This window comes from Streptomyces caniscabiei (assembly GCF_014930365.1).
GTDB lineage: Bacteria > Actinomycetota > Actinomycetes > Streptomycetales > Streptomycetaceae > Streptomyces > Streptomyces caniscabiei.
Map to the genome: position 1 here is coordinate 48,142 of NZ_JABXWI010000027.1, position 19,649 is coordinate 67,790.

The 19,649-nt window shown below is 73.3% G+C and carries 21 protein-coding genes; 10 read left to right on the forward strand and 11 right to left on the reverse strand.

Annotated elements, in window-relative coordinates; genetic code table 11:
• Window positions 1–23 precede the first annotated feature (23 nt).
• Window positions 24–215 (forward strand): hypothetical protein, encoded by a 192-nt coding sequence (locus tag HW837_RS43185; protein WP_045555730.1) that lies wholly within the window; start codon window positions 24–26, stop codon window positions 213–215.
• The gene (locus HW837_RS43190) at window positions 212–1,039 is read left to right on the forward strand and encodes a class I SAM-dependent methyltransferase (protein ID WP_193382003.1); all 828 of its coding nucleotides are present in this window, start codon (window positions 212–214) and stop codon (window positions 1,037–1,039) included. The genes HW837_RS43185 and HW837_RS43190 overlap by 4 nt, the downstream gene beginning before the upstream one ends.
• A 79-nt stretch (window positions 1,040–1,118) precedes the next feature.
• Here HW837_RS43190 and HW837_RS43195 read toward each other — a convergent pair whose 3' ends face one another.
• Entirely contained in the window at window positions 1,119–1,595 is a 477-nt protein-coding gene (locus HW837_RS43195; protein WP_060885825.1) for a winged helix-turn-helix transcriptional regulator, read from the reverse strand.
• Between the two features lie 89 nt (window positions 1,596–1,684).
• On the opposite strand from HW837_RS43195, the gene HW837_RS43200 reads away from it, so the two are divergent.
• From HW837_RS43200 to HW837_RS43210, 3 genes are all read left to right on the forward strand, one after another.
• Complete coding sequence (locus HW837_RS43200) at window positions 1,685–2,179, forward strand: PaaI family thioesterase (protein WP_045555733.1); 495 nt, start codon at window positions 1,685–1,687, stop codon at window positions 2,177–2,179.
• 64 nt (window positions 2,180–2,243) lie between these two features.
• Complete coding sequence (locus HW837_RS43205; protein WP_045555734.1) at window positions 2,244–3,215, forward strand: alpha/beta fold hydrolase; 972 nt, start codon at window positions 2,244–2,246, stop codon at window positions 3,213–3,215.
• Window positions 3,216–3,423: 208 nt separating this feature from the next.
• Window positions 3,424–3,999, forward strand: a complete 576-nt coding sequence (locus HW837_RS43210; protein WP_237270636.1) for a GNAT family N-acetyltransferase — start codon at window positions 3,424–3,426, stop codon at window positions 3,997–3,999.
• A 63-nt stretch (window positions 4,000–4,062) separates the two neighbouring features.
• On the opposite strand, the gene HW837_RS43215 is transcribed toward HW837_RS43210, so the two are convergent.
• The 7 genes from HW837_RS43215 to HW837_RS43240 all read right to left on the reverse strand — a co-directional run bounded on the left by HW837_RS43215 (window position 4,063) and on the right by HW837_RS43240 (window position 11,365).
• Window positions 4,063–5,286: an acyltransferase family protein gene (locus HW837_RS43215; RefSeq protein ID WP_045555736.1), complete on the reverse strand. Its 1,224-nt coding sequence runs from the start codon at window positions 5,284–5,286 to the stop codon at window positions 4,063–4,065.
• Window positions 5,273–6,466, reverse strand: a complete 1,194-nt coding sequence (locus HW837_RS43220) for an alpha/beta hydrolase (protein WP_193382004.1) — start codon at window positions 6,464–6,466, stop codon at window positions 5,273–5,275. Before HW837_RS43220 ends, HW837_RS43215 begins: the two co-directional genes overlap by 14 nt.
• A gap of 179 nt (window positions 6,467–6,645) precedes the next feature.
• Window positions 6,646–7,536, reverse strand: coding sequence for an O-methyltransferase (locus HW837_RS43225; protein ID WP_196790211.1), 891 nt, complete (start codon window positions 7,534–7,536; stop codon window positions 6,646–6,648).
• Window positions 7,537–7,710: 174 nt separating this feature from the next.
• The gene (locus HW837_RS43230; protein ID WP_045555738.1) at window positions 7,711–8,406 is read right to left on the reverse strand and encodes a response regulator; all 696 of its coding nucleotides are present in this window, start codon (window positions 8,404–8,406) and stop codon (window positions 7,711–7,713) included.
• Between the two features lie 39 nt (window positions 8,407–8,445).
• Entirely contained in the window at window positions 8,446–8,571 is a 126-nt protein-coding gene (locus HW837_RS49815; protein ID WP_256254855.1) for a hypothetical protein, read from the reverse strand.
• 264 nt (window positions 8,572–8,835) lie between these two features.
• A complete protein-coding gene (locus tag HW837_RS43235) occupies window positions 8,836–10,032 on the reverse strand; it encodes an ABC transporter substrate-binding protein (protein ID WP_237270637.1) in 1,197 nt (398 codons plus the stop codon).
• Window positions 10,033–10,126: 94 nt separating this feature from the next.
• On the reverse strand, window positions 10,127–11,365 hold the full coding sequence (locus HW837_RS43240) for a DUF418 domain-containing protein (protein WP_045555739.1): 1,239 nt from the start codon (window positions 11,363–11,365) through the stop codon (window positions 10,127–10,129).
• Window positions 11,366–11,742: 377 nt separating this feature from the next.
• Between HW837_RS43240 and dhaK the strand changes: the two genes are divergently transcribed.
• The 3 genes from dhaK to HW837_RS43255 all read left to right on the forward strand — a co-directional run bounded on the left by dhaK (window position 11,743) and on the right by HW837_RS43255 (window position 13,845).
• Complete coding sequence (gene dhaK / locus HW837_RS43245) at window positions 11,743–12,735, forward strand: dihydroxyacetone kinase subunit DhaK (RefSeq protein ID WP_045555740.1); 993 nt, start codon at window positions 11,743–11,745, stop codon at window positions 12,733–12,735.
• A gap of 92 nt (window positions 12,736–12,827) precedes the next feature.
• On the forward strand, window positions 12,828–13,442 hold the full coding sequence (gene dhaL, locus HW837_RS43250) for a dihydroxyacetone kinase subunit DhaL (protein WP_045555741.1): 615 nt from the start codon (window positions 12,828–12,830) through the stop codon (window positions 13,440–13,442).
• Entirely contained in the window at window positions 13,435–13,845 is a 411-nt protein-coding gene (locus HW837_RS43255) for a PTS-dependent dihydroxyacetone kinase phosphotransferase subunit DhaM (RefSeq protein ID WP_045555742.1), read from the forward strand. The genes dhaL and HW837_RS43255 overlap by 8 nt, the downstream gene beginning before the upstream one ends.
• Window positions 13,846–13,987: 142 nt before the next feature.
• Here HW837_RS43255 and HW837_RS43260 read toward each other — a convergent pair whose 3' ends face one another.
• Window positions 13,988–14,716, reverse strand: coding sequence for a glycoside hydrolase family 75 protein (locus tag HW837_RS43260; protein ID WP_045555743.1), 729 nt, complete (start codon window positions 14,714–14,716; stop codon window positions 13,988–13,990).
• Window positions 14,717–15,106: 390 nt separating this feature from the next.
• Between HW837_RS43260 and HW837_RS43265 the strand changes: the two genes are divergently transcribed.
• Together HW837_RS43265 and HW837_RS43270 are read left to right on the forward strand one after the other, a co-directional pair.
• On the forward strand, window positions 15,107–16,093 hold the full coding sequence (locus HW837_RS43265) for a fibronectin type III domain-containing protein (protein WP_093788972.1): 987 nt from the start codon (window positions 15,107–15,109) through the stop codon (window positions 16,091–16,093).
• Window positions 16,094–16,255: 162 nt separating this feature from the next.
• Window positions 16,256–16,792: a hypothetical protein gene (locus HW837_RS43270; RefSeq protein ID WP_045555745.1), complete on the forward strand. Its 537-nt coding sequence runs from the start codon at window positions 16,256–16,258 to the stop codon at window positions 16,790–16,792.
• A gap of 61 nt (window positions 16,793–16,853) precedes the next feature.
• Here HW837_RS43270 and HW837_RS43275 read toward each other — a convergent pair whose 3' ends face one another.
• Window positions 16,854–17,447, reverse strand: a complete 594-nt coding sequence (locus HW837_RS43275) for a PadR family transcriptional regulator (protein ID WP_045555746.1) — start codon at window positions 17,445–17,447, stop codon at window positions 16,854–16,856.
• Between the two features lie 73 nt (window positions 17,448–17,520).
• The gene (locus tag HW837_RS43280; protein WP_193382728.1) at window positions 17,521–19,542 is read right to left on the reverse strand and encodes an NADPH-dependent 2,4-dienoyl-CoA reductase; all 2,022 of its coding nucleotides are present in this window, start codon (window positions 19,540–19,542) and stop codon (window positions 17,521–17,523) included.
• Window positions 19,543–19,649: the final 107 nt, after the last annotated feature.

Here is a 19,649-nt window from a genome sequence, read left to right on the forward strand (position 1 = left end):
CGACCTCCCTGGAGGAGACCCTGATGAACGACTTCCTGCTGATCCCGTTCGTGGTGGCCCTCGGCATCGTCGGCTTCCTGATCACCACCCGGGCCGTCAGCATCCCCGCGGTCCTCGGCGTCGCCCTCGTGGTGCTGCTCGGCGCCTGCTCCCAGGCCAGACGGAACGCCCATCCGAGGACCACCCCACCCAAGAAGCGGAGGCAGCACCCATGAGCACACCGACCACGTCCCCCACATCCACCGCGCCCAGCACGAGCGGTACGCCCACCACGAGCGGCATCGTCGACGACATCGGCTACGGCCGGCAGTTCGACGGCTGGTACCACCGCCTCTTCCCCGACGACGCGTCCGTCGTCACCGAGGTGGACCTCCTGGCCTCGCTGCACCCCGACCCGGCCTCCGGGACGGTCGAGTTCGGCGTCGGCAACGGGCGCATCGCCCTCCCGCTCTCCCGCCGGATCGGCAGGATCACCGGTGTGGACTCCTCACCGGAGATGCTCGACCTGCTGCGCCGGGACCTCGCCGAGGACACCCCCGTGGAGCCCGTGCACGCCGACATCCGCACCTACACCGCCGACGGCACCGTGGGGCTGGTGTACGCGATCTGCGCCACCCTCTCCATGCTGCTGACCCCCGAGGAACAGCAGCAGGCCGTGCGGCGCGCCGCCGACCTGCTCGCCCCCGGCGGCCGGCTGGTCGTGGAGACCCACAACAAGCCGGCCGTGCTCGCCCTGCACGAAGGCCGGTCCCGGGCCACGTACTTCACGCCGTACCCCGAGCCCGGCACCGGCCTGCAGAGCCACTCCCTGCTCTTCCCCGAGGGGTCGCTCTGGCATCTCTCCCATGTCTGGTACGAGTCCGACGGCACCACCCGGGTCGGCACCGAGGTCTCCCGGCTGACCGCCCCGGAGGAGTTCGACGCCTACGCCCGTGCCGCCGGCCTCGAACCGGAGCGCCGCTGGGGCGACTGGCCGGCCGACGCGGCCCCGTACGGTCCGGACTCGCCCCTGGCCATCTGCTCCTACGTCAAGCCCTGATCCATGAGACCTGCCTCAGCGGCGGGTGACGACCGTCCCCCGGGTCGGGAACGTGACCTCGCACCGCGGGATGAAGCCGTCAGGCGCGGCCCGTGGCGGGCCGCGCCGAGGGCCCCGGGTGGATGCGGGCGTCCCGCGGAGTCAGCGGTCCGTGCCCCTCCTCGCAGACGACCACCGTCCGCACGGCGTCACCGCAGTCCGCGTGCCGCACCTCCAGAGGCGGCCCCTCGGGGTCGGCCGTGTAGCGGTCGCCCCACTCCTTGAGGGCGATCATCGCGGGCCACAGGTCCCAGCCCTTGCGTGTGAGCCGGTACTCGCGCCGGGTGCGGCTGCCGGGCTCGCGGTAGGCGACGGTCTCCAGGACCCCGGCCGCGACCAGCTTGCGCAGCCGGTCCGCCAGGACGGCCTCGGACAGCCCGACGTGCCGCCGGAAGTCGTCGAATCGCCGGACGCCGTTCATGGCGTCCCGCACGAGCAGCAACGACCACTTCTCGCCGACCAGCTCCAGCGTCCGGTGGACCGTGCAGTTCTCCGCGCTCGTCTCCAGCCACCTCATGGGCTCATCCTAGGCTGACTTCGCGATTGACAGCCAGAGGGGCGCGCAGCTAGCTTCACTGAGAGAAGCCAGCCAGCCCGGGAGTGGAAATGCTCAGGTCACGTACGTTCGCGTGGGAGGACCCCACCCGTTCCGCCCGAGCCGTCGGCGAGCACAGCGGGCTCGAGTTCCTCCGGGAGATGCTGGCCGGGCGGCTGCCCTCCCCGCCGGTGGCCGCCACCCTCGGCTTCACCCTGGAGGAGGTCGAGCACGGCCGGGCCGTCTTCGTCCTGGAGCCGGGCGAGGAGCACTACAACCCGATCGGCAGCGTCCACGGCGGCGTGTACGCCACGCTCCTGGACTCGGCGGCCGGCTGCGCGGTGCAGTCCGTGCTGCCGCAGGGCATGGGGTACACCTCGCTCGACCTGAACCTGAAGTTCCTGCGCCCGATCACCGTCGACACGGGCAAGGTCCGCGCCATCGGCACCGTCCTCAACAACGGCCGCCGGACCGCCCTCGCCCAGGCGGAGCTGCGGGACTCCGAGGACCGGCTGCTGGCCCACGCCACCAGCAGCTGCATGATCTTCCCCGTCCCGGCCGGCTGACCGCCGCGCGGGCCCGGAAGGGCCCCTTCCGGGCCCGAATCCCCTGCCGCGTACGCTCGTTCGCATGGTTGCGCACCGGATGATCGAAGCGAACGGAGTACGACTGCACATCGCCGAGCAGGGCACCGGCCCGCTCGTGGTGCTTCTGCACGGCTTTCCCGAGTCCTGGCACTCCTGGCGCCGCCAGTTCGACCCGCTCGCCGCGGCGGGCTTCCGTGTCGTCGCCCCCGACCAGCGCGGGTACGGTCGCAGCGACCGCCCCGAGGCCGTCGACGCGTACACGATCCTCCATCTGGTCGGCGACGTCGTCGCGCTGATCCAGGCCCTCGGCGAGGAGAAGGCGTACGTGGTGGGGCACGACTGGGGCGCGCCGGTGGCCTGGCACACCGCTCTGCTGCGGCCGGACATGGTGCGCGGGGTGGCCGGACTGAGCGTGCCGCCTCCCTTCCGGGGGAAGCAGCCTCCGCTGGTGGTGGCCGAGGAGCGGTTCGGCGGCCGCTTCTACTGGAACTACTTCAACCGCCCGGGCGTCGCCGACGCCGAGTTCGCCGAGGACCCCCGTACCACCCTGCGGAAGATCTTCTACTGGGCCTCCGGCGAGGCGCCGCTCACCGGTGAGGAGAGGCAGCCCCTGGTCGACCCCGAGCGGGGCTGGCTGGCGACCATGGCGGATCCCGGGCCGCTGCCGGGCTGGTTCACCGAGGACGACCTCGACGTCCTCGTCGAGGGTTTCTCCCGGGGGTTCACCGGGGCCCTCAACTGGTACCGCAACCTCGACCGCAACTGGGAGCTGATGGCGCCCTGGCACCACGCCGTCGTCACCCCGCCCGCCCTGTACGTCTACGGCGACCGTGACCTGGTGCCCGCGTTCCCCGGTACGCCCGAACTCATCGCGGCCCTGCCGGACCTGATGCCCGACCTGCGGCGCGAGCCCGTCATGCTGCCCGGCTGCGGCCACTGGACGCAGCAGGAACGCCCGGACGAGGTGAACGCGGCGCTCGTCGACTTTCTGACGGACTGTTCCCGCGCCGCCTGACGCTCAGCGGCCGTTCCCGGCCGCGGCGGGGGACGCGGGCGAGGACGGCCGGGCGGCGGGGAGGGCCGATCCAGGGGCGTCACCGGCACCGAGGCCGGTGCCCGGCCCGGGGAGAGCCTCCCGGATCCGCCGGGTGGTGCGAGGGGGCCGGTGCGGGAAAGATCGCTCCGTCGGTCATCGAGCGAGTTCCTCGACCCCGGGCGGCCTCATGAGTCAGCACGCGCGGACGGAGCCGGACAGCCCTCGGATGCGGCTGCGTCCCCTGGACGAGACCGGGGCGCGGCAGATCGAGCACTGGTTCGACCACCCGGAGGTGCAAAGGCGCCTGGGCGGCCGGTCCTGGATCCACCGTCAGCTGCGGCTGCTCGGTGAGCAGTCCCCCGCCGCCTTCCGCGGCGCGACGGTGCTGCGCGCCCACGGGTGGCTCGGGCTGGATCCTGCCGGGACGCCGGTCGCGTTCGTCTGCGGTGATGTCTACGACCGCTGGGTCCGCCACCACGGCGAAGGCCCCGAGGGCCCCCTCCTGTCCGACGCCGTCCCCGGTCCCGCCCTGGGCCTCGCCCACCTGGTCGACCCCGCACGGTGGCGGCTCGGACACGGCCGCTCCGTCCTGCGGGCCGTCCTCGCCCACCCCGACGTCGGCGACGTCAGGACCTTCTTCCTCGGCATCGACGCCGACAACCACGCCAGTCGCCGCTGCGCCGCGTCCGCCGGCTTCACCCTCCCCGATCCCGCACCGGACCACGAGGGGATGCTCTACTACCGCCGCGTCAGGCCGAGTTGACCGCCGGAACCGGCCCGGCTGTCGACGCCCGCTGGACAACCGGGAGGGTGGGTCGCGGGTGCGTCAGATCACCGCCATGGCGTAGCAGGCGAAGGCCCCCGCCAGTAGGGCCACCACCGCCCGGCGCGAGCCGCGGATCCCGGTCCAGGGCGCTTCGAAGCGGTGGGTGAGGCGGCCGAGGGCCAGCAGGGTGAGGGCGATGAGCGGGAGCCAGGCGAGCCGGGCGAGAATCCAGACGGCGGTGTCCGGGGCGGTGGTGAGGCCGGGCACCGGGGCGCCGAGGAGCGAGGTGGGGACCGCCAGGGTGAGCAGGGCCGTCTGGTGCCAGCAGAAGACGGTCATCGCGGAGAGGTTGACGGCCACCACCGCCGCCCACAGGGCGCGCCGGCGCCGCAGCAGGCCGTCGAGCCGGTCCCGCAGCAGGATCGCCGCGCCGCACTGCACACAGGCCAGCGCGAGGACGAGCAGGGACGGCGGATGGGAGTTGGTGCGGGCCGCGCCCGGTACGCCGACCATGCTCGCCGGGTAGTGGAGGACGAGGAGCAGCACGGCGAACAGCGCGCCGCCGCCGAGCAGCATCAGCCGGGCACCGCGCCGCCCGAGTCTCCCCTCGCCCCAGCAGACGCCCAGTTGGTACGCGAACAGCCAGCCCGGCCCGAGGTTGAGCAGGCCCAGCCAGGACGGCATGGCGTCCGCCCAGGGGCCGTACCGCAGCAGGTCCACGACGGCGACCGAGGCGAGCAGCGGTACGGCGGACCGTCCTCCCCAGGTCCGCGCGGCGCGTACGCACCACGGCGTGAGGGCAGTCACCAGCACGTAGATGCCGACGAACCACAGCGGCTGGACGACCAGCACCGCCCCGGTGCGCAGTGTCGTGGCCGGCACCCCGGCGGCGTACAGCACCGGCAGGAGCACGGCCCACACCGCGGCGACGCCTAGGACGGGGCGGCCGAGGCGGGCCAGCCGCCCGCGCAGCCAGGCTCCCGTCGACACTCCGCGTCCGGCGGAGCGGCGCAGGGAGAGGGTGGCGGCGCAGCCGCCGACCAGGAAGAAGATGCCGAGCATCTGCAGCACCCAGCTCACCGGGGCGAGGAAGCCGAAGGCGGCGAGCGGGCTGGTGTTGTGCAGGGCGCCGTCGGGGCCGAGGGCGAGACCGCCGAGCATCCAGTGGCCCACGGGGACCGCGAGGAGGGCGAGGGCGCGCAGGCCGTCGAGGGCGCGGTCGCGGTGGACGGGTGTGCGCGCCTCGATACGGGCGGCGGCCACGGAGAGGTCAGAGAAGGCCATGACGGCAGTCCTTCGCAGGGGTGTCGGCGGTCGGGCGGACGCAGGTGACGGCCGCGTAGTCGCCGACGGCGATGGCGGCGTAGTTGGTCAGGGACGCGGTGCCGGGTTCGAAGTAGCCGGTGTGGCCCTCGGCGCGGTCGGAGGCGACGACCCGGGCGCCGAAGCCGGGGGCGGCCGGGTCCGCGCCGTGGCCGAGGCCGAAGAGCTCGACGGGAGGGACCCGGCTGATCCAGTCGGTCGCGTCGCGGGCGGTCGCCCACAGCCGCGCCCGGGCCCCGACCGGCACCTGGCCGGCGTGTTCGAGACGCATGCCGGGAGAGGCCACGACCACGAGGTCGGACGCCTGCTCTCCGGTCAGCCGGCGGGCGGCGACGCCGCACAGCACCGAGCCGTAGCTGTGGCAGAACACCGAGGGCGGGGCGACCGGGTGGGTGGTCGCGGCCAGGCCGTCGAGGAAGCGGAGCAGCCGGGGCGCCCCCTCTTCCGCGAGGTGCCCGGTGGCGGCGTCCCAGCCGACGCCGACCGGGGTCGTGTAGCCGACCCACACGATCACCGCGGGGTGCTCCTGCGGGGAGCGCCGGGTCATCTCCGCCCGCAGGTCGCGGGCCATCCCGGCCGCGACGTCGTACGAGCCCAGGTCCGTGTCGGAGCCCGGCACGACGACCGCCACGCGGCGGGCGGTCCGCAGGTCGCCGTACACCTCGGCGACCTGCCCCCGGCCGCGCGGGTCGAAGGCGAGGACACGGCGCCCGGGCGCCAGGAGCTCGTCGTACGTCGCGGCCCGCGCCCGTGCCTCGCGTCGAACGCCGTCTGGCCGCGACGGGTCGGCGGCACGGGCCAGTTCGCGGTCGCGTCCGGCGGTGAGCGCGCGGGCGTTGGCGGCGTACCGGAGCTCGGGCGGCGCCCCGTCGAGGCCGCCCACGACGAGCGGGTGACGCTCGGCCAGTGTCGTGCGCTGCGCCGCCGTCAGGCCGGCGAAGAACCGGGCGATCTGCCGGGGAGCGGCCGACGCCGGGTCCGGCAGTCGTCCGCCGAGCACCCGGTCGGCCGTCCAGGCCGCCGTACCGGGAGGCGGGCCCGTGACGGCGGTCTGTATGTCGCCCGCCGCCCAGCCCGCCGTGCCCGCGACCGTCGCCAGCACCAGCGCGCACGCGATGAGCCCTCGCTTGAAACGCCTCATGGTGTGTCTCCCCGCTCCCCCGTGCTCTGTGCTTCCGTGGCCGTCGGCCCGCCTTTCTCGGGGGCGGGCCGACGGGCGAAAGCTAGGAATCAGGGGGGCCGGCCGGCGTCACACCGGGGAGCCAACCTCGGGGTAGCACCCGGGTAGGGGGTGGCGGACAGGGGGCGCCGCCGGGTGTCTCAGCGCAGGGTGAAGAAGATCATCGGGTTGTCGCGGCTCTCCCGGACGGGGTGGCCGAGCGCGAGGGACCGCTTGATGTCCTTCAGCCGGTCGTGGATCTCGGGAGCGTGGGCTCGGGAGGCGGTGAAGTAGGCGTTCTCCCGCTCGGCGAGCCAGCGCAGCACGACCGCCCCCTCGGTGAACGGCAGCGCCCTGCGCCCGTGGAAGACGTCGTGCACGCACACCGGGATGCCCGGCCGCAGCCGTGGGAACAGGTGCTGGAGGTACCAGCGGGCGAAGTTCGCGGAGTGCGCCGCGTCGATGAACAGGAAGTCCGCGTCCTCCGGGATCTTCTCCAGGTTCTCCCGGGCGTCCCCCTGGGTGAACGTCCAGCGGCCGGTGGACAGGGTCTCGGGGACCTCCCGTACGACGTGGTCGACGATGTCGTACGAGTAGAGGTGCCCGGTGCCGTTGTCGCGCAGGGCGCGCAGGATCCAGGTGGTGGACCAGCCGTGGAAGGTGCCGATCTCCACCACCGTCTCCGGCCGGGCCTCGCGCAGGAGGAGGTACGTGATCTCCGCCTCGATGTCGTCGAGTTGGGCCTTCATCGAGGTGGGCGGCGCGAGCAGGGTGCGCTGGCGTTCGCGGGCGCGGTCGAGGTCCTCGGCGAAGGTGCGGTAGAGGTCACCGATGTGGTCGAGGTCGATGGGCCGACCTCCGAGGGACCCTCCGGTGGACTCGCCGACGGGCCGGCCTTCGACCCTGCCGTGGCCGACCTTGCTGTCGTCGCCGACCTTCCTGTCCTGGCCGACCTTCCTGTGGCGTCCGGCATTCGTGCCGTGGCCGGCGTTCGTGCCGTGGCCGGCGTTCGTGCCGTGGCCGGCGTTCGTGTCGTGGCCGGGCTGGTGCATGTCTCACGCTCCTGCGAAACCGTTTCCGTGATCGGGACGCGGTGATGCTGGAGCGTGGGCGGCGGGCCGCACATCACACCCGGGTGCCAACCTTCGTGTCACCCCCGGGTACGACACGCGGCCGATCGGGCGGGCGGTCAGGCGGTCGGGTCGGACGGTCGGTCAGACGGTCGGTCAGACGGGCGGCGCCCCGGGCACGACCAGCCCCGACTCGTAGGCGAAGACGACGAGTTGGGCCCGGTCGCGGGCGCCGAGCTTGGCCAGCAGGCGGGTCATGTGCGTCTTGACGGTCTGCTCGGCCACCACCAGCCGCGCCGCGATCTCGGTGTTCGACAGACCCTGCGCCACCAGGGCCAGGACCTCCGTCTCCCGGGGTGTGAGGCCGTTCAGGCGGAGCCGGGCGGCCCGTGGCGCGACGGGGCGCCGCCGGGCCACGTCCTCGATGAGACGCCGGGTGACGGACGGCGCGAGGAGCGCGTCACCCGCGGCGATCACCCGTACCGCCTGGACGAGTTCGGCGACCGGCGCGTCCTTGAGCAGAAAGCCGCTGGCTCCGGCGTGCAGCGCCTCGTAGACGTAGTCGTCGATGTCGAAGGTGGTCAGCATCAGCACCCTGGGCCGGTGCACCACGCCGCGCGGCGGGTCCAGCAGTCGGCGGGTCGCCTCCAGCCCGTCCATCTCGGGCATCCGTATGTCCATCAGCACGACGTCGGGGTGGGTACGACGGCTGACCTCGACGCCGATCCGGCCGTCGGGGGCGTCGCCCACGACGTCGATGTCGCTCTGTGCGGACAGCAGCGCGGCGAACCCCGAGCGCACCATGTCCTGGTCGTCGACGACGACCACCCGAATTGCCGTAGCGCCAGCCATGCCGTCCTGCTTTCTCGAAACCGCGCCGGTACGTCGTGATCAGTGGAGGCCGAGGCCCGCCGCCGAGGCGAGCCACTGCGTGCCGAGGAGCACGGCCGCGGCCAACGCCGTGACCCGCGCCAGGTGCCGGTTCGTCCGCCCGTCGCGCGGCGCTGTCCTGGCCATCTCCGACTCCTCACCCTCTGTCCGGACCCCGCGCTCTCGCGGGCTCGGTGGTCCAATCTGCTGCCCGGGGGCAGGCCGCCGCCTCGGCCGAACGGCCAGAAGCCCGGGGCCCGGGGCCACTCGGCCCCGGCCGAATGGAGGAGAGTGCGCGGCGCGGCGCGGCCGGAAAACGCCGCACCGGCCCCGAGGACATCCTCGGAGCCGGTGCGACCGCGCACGGCACGTGTCGGGGGAAGCACGGCGGCGCGTGGCCCACCCCGCTCCCTACGGCTTCGCGGTACCGGGGTGGGTGCCCAGGCGGCCCGGCGTCGGGGCTCCCTCGACCTCGCCGATGTAGACCGTCATCCGCTGACGCGTCCGCTCGGCCTCGGCCCGGTTCCGCATGAACGCCGGAAAACCGTCGATGTCGGCGTCGCGGTACTGCCAGACCCTCTTCAGCCCGGTCGGCGGAGCGACATCGGTGCGCACCGACCAGCCGTCACTGGTCTGACGCTCCTTGGACAGCTGCCAGTTGAGGAACAGCTTGGCGGCGGCGGGGTGCCGGGCGTCCCGCATGATCGCCTCGCGCTGTCCCCAGGCCACGAACGGGTCGCCCGTCGCGGGCAGCATGCCGACCGTCGTGGCCTCGGGGTCGTTCCCCGCGTCCGGGGTGACCCAGCCGCCGAGGCCGATGGCCTTCTCCCCGGCGGCCATCCGGTTGCCGGCGGAGTCGGAGCCGCGCAGGAACTCGGTGTTGCGGGCCATGTCCCGCAGCCACTTCCAGCCGAACTTCTTCACGTACCGGCTGTAGAGGTAGAGCGTCGCGTCGTCGTCGTTCGGGTAGGCGGAGGCGATGCGGCCCTTCCACCTCGGATCGGCGAAGTCCCGGACGCTGTCGGGTGCGTCCCGGCCGACGAGAGCCTTGTTGTACGCGGCGCCGAAGGCCAGGACGTCGGTGGCGATCCAGGCGCCGTCGGCGTCCTTGAACCGGTTGTGCACCTTGCCGAACCCGGCCGGCCTGTACGGCAGCAGCACTCCCTGCCGCTTCCAGCGCTCGAAGTCCTGCAGCGTCTGCAGTTGCACGACGTCGGGCACCAGGCTGTCCGTCGCCAGCTGGTTGTCGACCCGGGCGTCGTGGTACTTGCTGTAGTCGACCACCATCTCGATCTCGACGCCCGGGAAGCGCTTCTCGAAGGCGTCCTTCGTCTCGTCCTGCTGGTCCTTCCAGTCGCCTCCCGCGTACACGACGAGCCGCCCGCCCTCGGCCTTCGCCGCCGCGTACAGCTGGTCGAGCGACCTGCTCTCCTCCCGCGTGGTCCTGGCATCGGAGTCGGTGGCCGCCCCGAGGGTGAGACCGGCGGCGGCCACGCTCGTCGCAACGGTGGCGGCGATCAGGGTTCTGGAGAAGCGCTTCGGCTGTGCCGAACGGTCGCGGTTCGGGTTCGGAAGCGGGTTGAACAGCATCGAGGGGTTCCAATCCATGGGGGAGGGCCGTGTGGGAAAGCCGCTTGGGGAAGGCCGTGTGGGGAAGGGGAAGCCAGGGCCGCCGGTCGGGGCGACGGGGGTGTCGGCCGGGTCAGCGGACCAGTTCGGCCGGCCTGGTCGCCTTGCCGAGCAACCACTCCAGGGGGCCGCGCCGGAAGAAGCGGGACCAGAGGGTCGCGAACACGGTCACGGCGGCGATGAAGCCCAGCAGCACATGCAGCGGGGATCCGGGCAGTTCCTCGATGCCGAGCAGGTGGATCCCGAGGATGTGGAAGACGTACGCGGTCAACGACATCGTGCCGACCGCGATCACCGGGCGGGCCGCGCGGTGCAGGCGGGGGAAGGCGTCGATCGCGGCGACACAGGCGGTCAGGACCACGATCGCGACTCCGGTGTTGCCCAGGATCGACAGCGTCGTCTCGCTGTGCGGCGACGCCACCAGCAGGCCGGCGGGGGTGCCGCTCGGGTAGCCCCAGGTGTCCGACCACCAGGCCGACGCCACGGCACCGCTGTCGCCCCAGCCGCCCTCGGCGAGGGATTTCATGGCGCCGGGGACCAGACGCAGGGCGAGGTACGACCCGCCGTGGCCGAGCACGGCCAGGCCCGCGCCGGTGATCGCCAGGCGTATGCGTACGGCGGTGGCGGCCAGGTCGAGACGGGCCACGGCCATACCGGCGACGACGAACGGGATCCAGGTCAGGACCGGGTAGCTCCCGGTGAACATCAGGGAGAGGATGCCGTCGGCGTTCGCCGGCCAGACCCAGAGGCCACCGGGCTCGCTCTCCTGGAGCAGGCGCTGGACCAGGTACAGGACCTGCGGCAGCACCAGGGCGCCGGCCGCCGCGACGAGCGCCAGCGAGCGGGCGCCGAGCCGGTACAGCGGCAGGACGATCAGGAAGTACACGCCGTAGAAGGCGAGGATCACCTCGACCGGAGTGCCGGACAGGGTGAGCGCGGTGCCCACGGCCAGCAGGAGAAGTGCCCGGATCACGACCTTGGCGACCGCCTGGCGGCCGGCCCGGCCCGTCTTCGGGGCGCGACGGCCGGTCATCAGGATGATCGAGAAGCCCGCGAGGAAGGCGAAGAGCGCCGAGGCACGGCCGTGCGCCAGTTCCATGAGGAAGCCGGTCGTGCCGCCGTCGGAGGGGTCGGGGCCGACGTGGGCCGCGTACATCCCGAGGACCGCGAGCCCGCGTGCCAGGTCCACGCCGATCAGGCGCCCGGCCTGGGGACGGGTGGTCCCGGGCGCTGCGCCCGGGTCGCTCACCAGGGCTTCGGTGGAGGGGGCACCAGGTGGGACGACGACCGTGCCGTCTGCGTTCTGGGTCATGTGTCCAGGCTGTGGAACAGCCCGCGCCCGGAGTATCCGGCGAAGGTCCGGCGCACCCCCGCCACCCGGCGGGTACGGGAGGTCGCGGGCCCTGCGCGCCCGGCGCCGGTTTCCACCGGTTCCGGTGCGATGGCAGGCCCGGGCTCCTGGATGGAGGATGCTGTCGAGGGCTGCCTTCCTCCGGATCGGGTCGGGCGGTGGCGGTACCGCACTCAACTGGCCTGGCACTACGCTCGTTTCGCCACCCGCCGGGCCGTGGAAGGGGACCTGCCGGGTGCCCGCACCGTGGGGCTGCCCGACGGAGTGCCACGGTGGCCGCTCCGACCTGGCCGTACGCGGGTCATGACCACACCTACCGACCTCACCGGGAGACAGACATGAAGATGCTGATCAACGTGGCCGAGAGCGTCGTCGCGGACGCGTTGCGGGGTATGGCGGCCGCGCATCCCGAGCTGACCGTGGATGTGGAGAACCGGGTGGTGGTGCGGCGGGACGCCCCGGTGGCCGGGAAGGTGGGGCTGGTCTCCGGGGGCGGTTCGGGCCACGAGCCGCTGCACGGTGGGTTCGTGGGGCCCGGGATGCTGTCGGCGGCCTGTCCCGGGGAGGTGTTCACGTCCCCCGTGCCGGACCAGATGCTGCGGGCGGCGGCGGCCGTGGACAGCGGCGCCGGGGTGCTGTTCATCGTGAAGAACTACACCGGGGACGTGCTGAACTTCGACATGGCCGCCGAACTCGCCGAGGAGGAGGGCATCCAGATCGCCAAGGTCCTCGTCGACGACGACGTCGCCGTCACCGACAGCCTCTACACCGCCGGGCGGCGCGGCACGGGCGCGACGCTGTTCGTGGAGAAGATCGCGGGCGCCGCCGCCGAGGAGGGGCAGCCGTTGGAGCGGGTCGAGGCGCTGGCCCGGCAGGTCAATGAGAACTCCCGCAGCTTCGGGGTGGCCCTGAGCGCCTGCACCACCCCGGCCAAGGGCAGCCCCACCTTCGATCTCCCCGCCGGCGAGCTGGAGTTGGGCGTCGGTATCCATGGTGAGCCGGGGCGTGAGCGGCGCGCCATGATGACCTCGCGGGAGATCGCCGACTTCTCGGTGAACGCCGTTCTGGACGACATGAGCCCCCGCAACCCGGTGCTGCTGCTCGTCAACGGCATGGGCGCCACGCCCCTGCTGGAGCTGTACGGCTTCAACGCGGAGGTGCAGCGGGCGCTCACCGAGCGCGGGGTCGCGGTGGCCCGCACCCTCGTCGGCAACTACGTCACCTCGCTCGACATGGCCGGCGCGTCGGTGACGCTGTGCCAGGTCGACGAGGAGCTGCTGCGGCTGTACGACGCGCCGGTACGGACCCCCGGTCTGCGCTGGGGCGTGTGAGCGGGCCGGACGGGACCGCCGCGAAGGGGCCGGGCCCGCCCTCGGCAGCACCCTCACCACCAGTCACGTCACCTACCACGCAAGGAGATTCCGTGCTCGACGCCGATTTCTTCCGTCGCTGGATGAAGGCCACAACGGCCTCGGTGGAACGCGAGGCCGAGCGGCTCACGGCGCTCGACTCGCCGATCGGGGACGCCGACCACGGCAGCAACCTGCGCCGCGGGTTCGCCGCCGTGGCGGCCTCGCTGGAGAAAGAGCCACCGGACACGCCCGGCGCCGTCCTCGTGCTCTCCGGACGGCAGCTGATCTCGACCGTCGGCGGCGCGTCCGGCCCGCTGTACGGCACCCTGCTGCGCCGCACCGGCAAGGCGCTCGGCGACGCCGCCGAGGTGAACGAGGCCCAGCTCACGGACGCGCTGCGCGCCGGTGTGGACGCGGTGATGACGCTGGGCGGGGCGGCACCCGGGGACAAGACCATGATCGACGCGTTGGTCCCGGCGGTCGACGCGCTCGCCGAGTCGTTCGCCGCCGCGCGGGCGGCGGCCGAGGAGGGCGCGGTGGCGACGACTCCGTTGCAGGCCCGCAAGGGCCGGGCCAGCTATCTGGGCGAGCGGAGCATCGGTCACCAGGATCCCGGTGCCACCTCCGCCGCGCTGCTGATCGCGGCGCTCGCCGCCACCGCCGACGCGGAGGCCGCCGATGTCTGAGGAGAAGCGGGTGGGCATCGTGCTGGTGTCGCACAGCGCCGCCGTCGCCGCCTCGGTGGCCGAGTTGGCGCGGGGGCTCGCCGGTGCGGGCGCCTCGGTTCCCGTCGCCACCGCCGGGGGCACCGAGGGCGGGGGCCTGGGCACCAGCACCGAGCTGATCGCGGCGGCGGCCGCCTCCGTCGACCGGGGCGCCGGGGTCGCGGTCCTGACCGACCTCGGCAGCGCGGTCCTCACCGTGAAGGCGCTCCTCGCCGAGGGCGACGAACTCCCGGCCGACACGCGGCTGGTGGACGCCCCGTTCGTGGAGGGCGCCGTCGCGGCGGTCGTCACGGCCTCGACGGGCGCGGACCTCACGGCGGTGGCGGCCGCGGCGTCGGAGGCGTACTCGTACCGGAAGGAGTGAGGCTCCGGGGCCCCGCCCCACCCGGCGGCGGGCCCCGGAGGGTGCGCCCGGCTCACACGGGAGACCGTTTCGGGGAGCGCGGCGAACGACCGGCCGACGCTCCCAGAGCCTTGGCGCTCCCGGAGTGCCGGCGCTCCCCCAGTCAGTTCGTCGCCCCGCCCCGCATGGTCACGCCGCGGCGCACCACCGCTCCCTCCACCCACTGCCGGGCGCGTTTCTCGCCCAGTTCGACCGCCGCCCCGTGGTCCTCGATCGGGGTCACCCCGGAGTCCTCGAAGACGATGTAGGTGACCCCGGAGGCGGTGCCGCCGGTGCGCGGGTCGGGGCGGATGCCGAGCGCCTTGGCCGTGGCGTAGGAGGCCTCGCCGATGATGTTCTGCGGGCCGGTGTCGCCCACGACGGCGTACTCGACCCGGTTCCCGTGGACGACGGCGGCGACCGAACCGCCCTTGATGCCGTGGACCCGGAAGTCCCACACGCGGCTCGGCGCGGGCACCACGACGAACGGCAGGCTCTCGGAGCGGAGGTATCGCCCGTCGGACTGCAGGAACGACGTGGCGGGCTGGAACCACGGGTCGGTCTCGCGGTTGCAGCGCGGACTCGGCCGGCCGTCGCAGTCGATGTCCATGTCGGCCTTCCAGTACACCGCGCCGTCGACACCGCAGACGGGGATCACGGCCGGCTTCCCCGCGTCACTGCTGTACAGCCCCTCGGAGACCCGCACACAGCCGCGCGCCCTGGCCAGCAGGTCGGCGGCGGTCACACCGCCCTCGTACTGCACGAGGCGCTGCGGATGGGCCAGGGCGGGCAGGGCGACGGGGGCCAGCAGGGCGGCGCCGACGGCGGCCAGCGTCAACGAGCGGAGACGCACGATGAGGAACCCTCTCCTGGGGAGACATGACGGACACTCACCCAAAGGTGGTGCGGGTCGGAGAGGACGGCCACCGGGAGGGGGCCGGACGGACCACCGCGCCTCCGGTGCGCGGGTGCGCGGCCGAGGGCCGGGCCGGATTCGGTCCCGGCCGCTCGGCCGCCTTAGTCGGCGCGGGATCGGCGACGACAGCGGCCCGCGCCGTACGGCATGAACTGGCTTGACACGCGGGCGAGTTCACGCCGTGCAGGAGCACCAGCATACGTAGCCGCCGGCCGTGTCGTGAACCACGGTCACCACTGCCCCACCCCTTGATGTGACCGCGTCAGTCGTGCCATACATGGAGATAGGTACAGACCAATCCCGTCGTGGCACGACGACCGAGGGGGCATGAACGTGCGACGCGTCCTTGTGCCGGCACTCGTCCTGGTGCCGACGCTCTGTGGCTCACTGCTCCTCACGGCCGGCTGCGCGACGCGGGAGCGCCCCGGCGGCAGCCCGCCGCCCGCCCCGCCCGGCGTCACCGCCGACGCGGGCAGCGCCACCAGCGTGCACGTCATGTGGAACCGGGCGCCCGGGGACACGGAGATCGCCGGGTACGAGGTGTACCGGGGGCGCACCAAGGTGCGGGACGTCCCGGGCGACGCGCACATGGTGGACGTCACCCGGCTCCGGCCCTCCACCACGTATGTGTTCACCGTGCGGGCCCGCGGCGCCTCCGGGGACCTCGGGCCGCCGAGTGCGCAGGTGCGGGCGACGACCCCCGCCGCCGGGACGGCCGACCGGCGGGCCCCGAGCCGGCCGGGGCGCCTCGACGGGAAGGTGCTCGGGAGCGGGACGGTGCGGCTGTCCTGGGAGCCGTCGACGGACGACCGGGACGTGGTGTCGTACGACATCCTGCAAGGCGGCTCGAAGATCCACTCGGTGGGCGGGGAACAGGCGGCGGCGGTGGTCACGGGACTGCGGCCCGGCACCCGCTACTCCTTCACCGTGCGGGCACGGGACGCGGCGGACAACGCCTCGCCCGAGAGCGCGACGGCACGGCTGCGCACCGCTCCGGGAGCGGACGCCGGGCGGGGCACCGCGCCCACCGGATTCCGCGCGACGGCACGCCGGGACGACGGGGCGTACTCCGTCGAGCTGTCCTGGCTGCCGCCGCGCGTCGACGGGGTGGTCACGGAGTACGACATCCAGCTCGACGGGCGGCCGGCGACCACCCTCGTCTGGGGCGGGACGCCGCCCCGGGGCCGGGCCACGTACAGCTTCCACGTGGGGAGGGAGGCCGGGGTGACGTACCGCGTGCGGATCCGGGCGAAGCTGCCGGACGGCACCTGGGGCGGGTTCTCGGTGGAGCGGACGGTCACCACCGGCGGGTGAGCACGTGCCGTCCCCCGCACGGCGGTATCCGTCACCTGCCCGGGTGTCGTCCGCATGCGGGCGCGGCGCGGGGCACGTTGGCTCACCCCTGAGGCAGCACGGGTCCCCCGATCCTCGGCGGCGCAAGGGATGTGCCGTCACCGTGCCGCTGGAGGGCAGACCATGCGTACGTCTCAGCTACTCCTCCGCTCCGGCCTGACGGTGGCCGCCGCCGCGCTGCCGATCGCCCTGACCGCGCAGCCGGCCGCGGCGGTCCCGGCGGGGATCTCGGTGAGCACCACGGGTTCCTCGGTCAGCGTGACCACGAGCGATTGCCCCGACAGCACCAACGGCACGTTCGGCACCGCTTCCCTGCTCTCCGGCGGGCAGGCGAACTTCTCCCAGGGGCGTCAGGTGACCCTCACCGGCACCAGCACCGCCCAGTCCGCCTCGTGGGCGAACGTGGGCCCGGGCACCTACACCGTGATCGTGGTGTGCAAGGACGGGACCACGGCGGGCACCCAGTCCGTCATCGTCACGGCGGCCACCCCCACCATCTCCACGACGGCCTCGCCCGCACGCGGCGTCATGGGCGGCGTCGGCGGGGCGACCCGGGAGTACGGCACCGTCACCCTCGTCGGCGGCGGGGCGCTGGTGGCCCTCGGGACCGGAGCGGCCGTCTGGTACCTGCGCCGCCGGGCGAAGCCGCACCGCCTCTGACCCCCGCCGCTCGCCCGTCCCGATGCCCGGGCGAGCGGCGGCCCGTGAGGCGTACGGCCGCCTACTCCCCGTCGGCGCTCTCCTGCTCGGCGCTCCCGCTCTCGCCGCCGCCGGTGTCCCCCGGCAGCGTCGCGAACTCCTCCAGGGCGTTCGTCAGCCACTGCGTCCAGAAGGTCTGCAGGTCGATCCCCGCCCGCAGGATCAGATGCTGGAGCCGGTCCTGGGCGGTGTCGCGGCCGGGCCCGAAGTCCCGCTCCTCGATCTTCTCGTACTCCGCCAACGTCCGCCGGTGCAGCGTGAGATGGCGCCGCAGGTCGTCCTCCAGGCCCTCGGTGCCGACCACGGCCGCGGCGCGCAGCCGGACGAAGAGCGCGTCGCGCCACGGCTTGGGGTCCTGGGGCGCGGAGGTCCAGCGGGCCAGTTCCTCGCGGCCGGCCGGCAGCACCTCGTAGCTCTTCTTCTGGCCCCGGGCGGGCCGTTCGGAGGGCAGGGCCCGGATGTGGCCCTCGCCCTCCAGTTTCCCGAGCTCGCGATAGATCTGCTGGTGCGTCGCCGACCAGAAGTAGCCGATCGACCTGTCGAACCGCCGGGTCAGCTCCAGGCCCGACGAGGGCTTCTCGAGCAGGGCGGTGAGGATCGCGTGCGGGAGTGACATGGGCTCATCCTAGGAAGGCCGGGGGTGCGCCACGGCCGCACGCACCCCCTCGGACGGACTCCCGCGACGTCTCCTACAGCGCCGCCGCCACCTCCGTGCCCTGCAGAATCGCCCGCTTGGCGTCCAGTTCGGCCGCCACGTCGGCGCCGCCGATGAGGTGCGCGGAGCGCCCGGCGGCGACCAGGTCGTCGTAGAGGTCGCGGCGCGGGTCCTGGCCGGTACACAGGACGACGGTGTCGACCTCCAGCACCTGGCGGACGCCGTCGACGGTGACATGCAGCCCGGCGTCGTCGATCAGGTCGTACCGGACACCGGGGACCATGGTGACGCCCCGGTGCTTGAGTTCGGTGCGGTGGATCCAGCCGGTGGTCTTGCCCAGTCCGCCGCCGACCTTGCTGGTCTTGCGCTGGAGGAGGTGGACCGAGCGCGGCGGGGCGGGCCGCTCGGGGGCGGCGAGGCCGCCGGGGGCGCGGTACTCCATGTCGACGCCCCACTGCCGGAAGTACGCGGCCGGGTCCTCGCTCGTCTTCTCCCCGCCGTCGGTAAGGAACTCGGCGACGTCGAAGCCGATGCCGCCGGCGCCGAGGATCGCGACGCGGTCGCCGACGGGGGCGCCGTCCCGCAGGACGTCCAGGTAGCCGAGGACCTTGGGGTGGTCGACGCCGGGGAGTTCGGGGGTGCGGGGGGTGACACCGGTGGCGACGACGACCTCGTCGTACGCCGTCGTCGTGAGGTCGTCGGCGGTGACCCGGGTGTTCAGGCGTACGTCGACGCCGTGCGCGTCGAGTTGCGCGCGGAAGTAGCGCAGCGTCTCGTCGAACTCCTGCTTGCCGGGGACCCGGCGGGCGACGTTCAGCTGGCCGCCGATCTCGCTCGCCGCGTCGAAGAGCGTGACCTCGTGGCCGCGTTCGGCCGCGCTCACGGCGCAGGCGAGGCCGGCCGGGCCCGCGCCGACGACCGCGACGCGCTTGCGCCGCCGGGTCGGGGAGAGCACGAGTTCCGTCTCGTGGCAGGCGCGCGGATTGACCAGGCAGGAAGTGATCTTGCCGCTGAAGGTGTGGTCCAGGCAGGCCTGGTTGCATCCGATGCAGGTGTTGATGGCGTCGGAGCGGCCCTCGCGCGCCTTGTTGACGAAGTCCGGGTCGGCGAGCATCGGGCGGGCCATCGACACCATGTCGGCATGGCCGTCGGCGAGCAACTCCTCGGCCAGTTCCGGGGTGTTGATGCGGTTGGTGGTGACGAGCGGGACGGAGACCTCGCCCATCAGCTTCTTCGTCACCCAGCTGTACGCGCCGCGCGGCACCGAGGTGGCGATGGTGGGGATACGGGCCTCGTGCCAGCCGATGCCGGTGTTGATGATGGTCGCCCCGGCCGCCTCGACGGCCTTGGCCAGCGTGATGACCTCGTCGAGCGTGGAGCCGCCGGGGACGAGGTCGAGCATGGACAGCCGGTAGACGACGATGAAGTCCTCGCCGACGGCCTCGCGCACTCGGCGCACGATCTCGAGGGGGAAGCGTGTGCGGTTCTCGTAGGAGCCGCCCCAGCGGTCGTCGCGGTGGTTGGTCCCGGCGGCGATGAACTCGTTGATCAGATAGCCCTCGGAGCCCATGATCTCGACGCCGTCGTACCCGGCGCGGCGGGCGAGGCGGGCCGCGTTCGCGTAGTCGTCGACGGTCTGCTCGACCTCGGCGTCGGTGAGCGCGTGCGGGACGAACGGGCTGATGGGGGCCTGGAGGGCGCTCGGCGCGACCAGGTCGCGGTGGTAGGCGTACCGGCCGAAGTGCAGGATCTGCATCGCGATGCGGCCACCCTCGCGGTGCACGGCGTCGGTGATCTCGCGGTGCTTGTCGGCCTCGGCGTCGGTGGTGAGCTTGGCGCCGCCCTCGTACGGCCGGCCGGCCTCGTTGGGCGCGATGCCGCCGGTGACGATGAGGCCCACTCCCCCGCGCGCCCGGGCCGCGTAGAACTCGGCCATGCGCTCGAAACCGCGCTCGGCCTCCTCCAGGCCCACGTGCATGGAGCCCATGAGCACGCGGTTGGGGAGCGTGGTGAAGCCCAGGTCGAGCGGGCTCAGCAGATGCGGGTAACGGCTCATGGGGCCCTCCGTGCGTGGCGTCGTCAGCACGGTTGTAGACGACGCCACGCCGATTGTGCAACTAGTTGCACAATGACTGAGGGCAAGGCCACATCGGGACGCCGGGC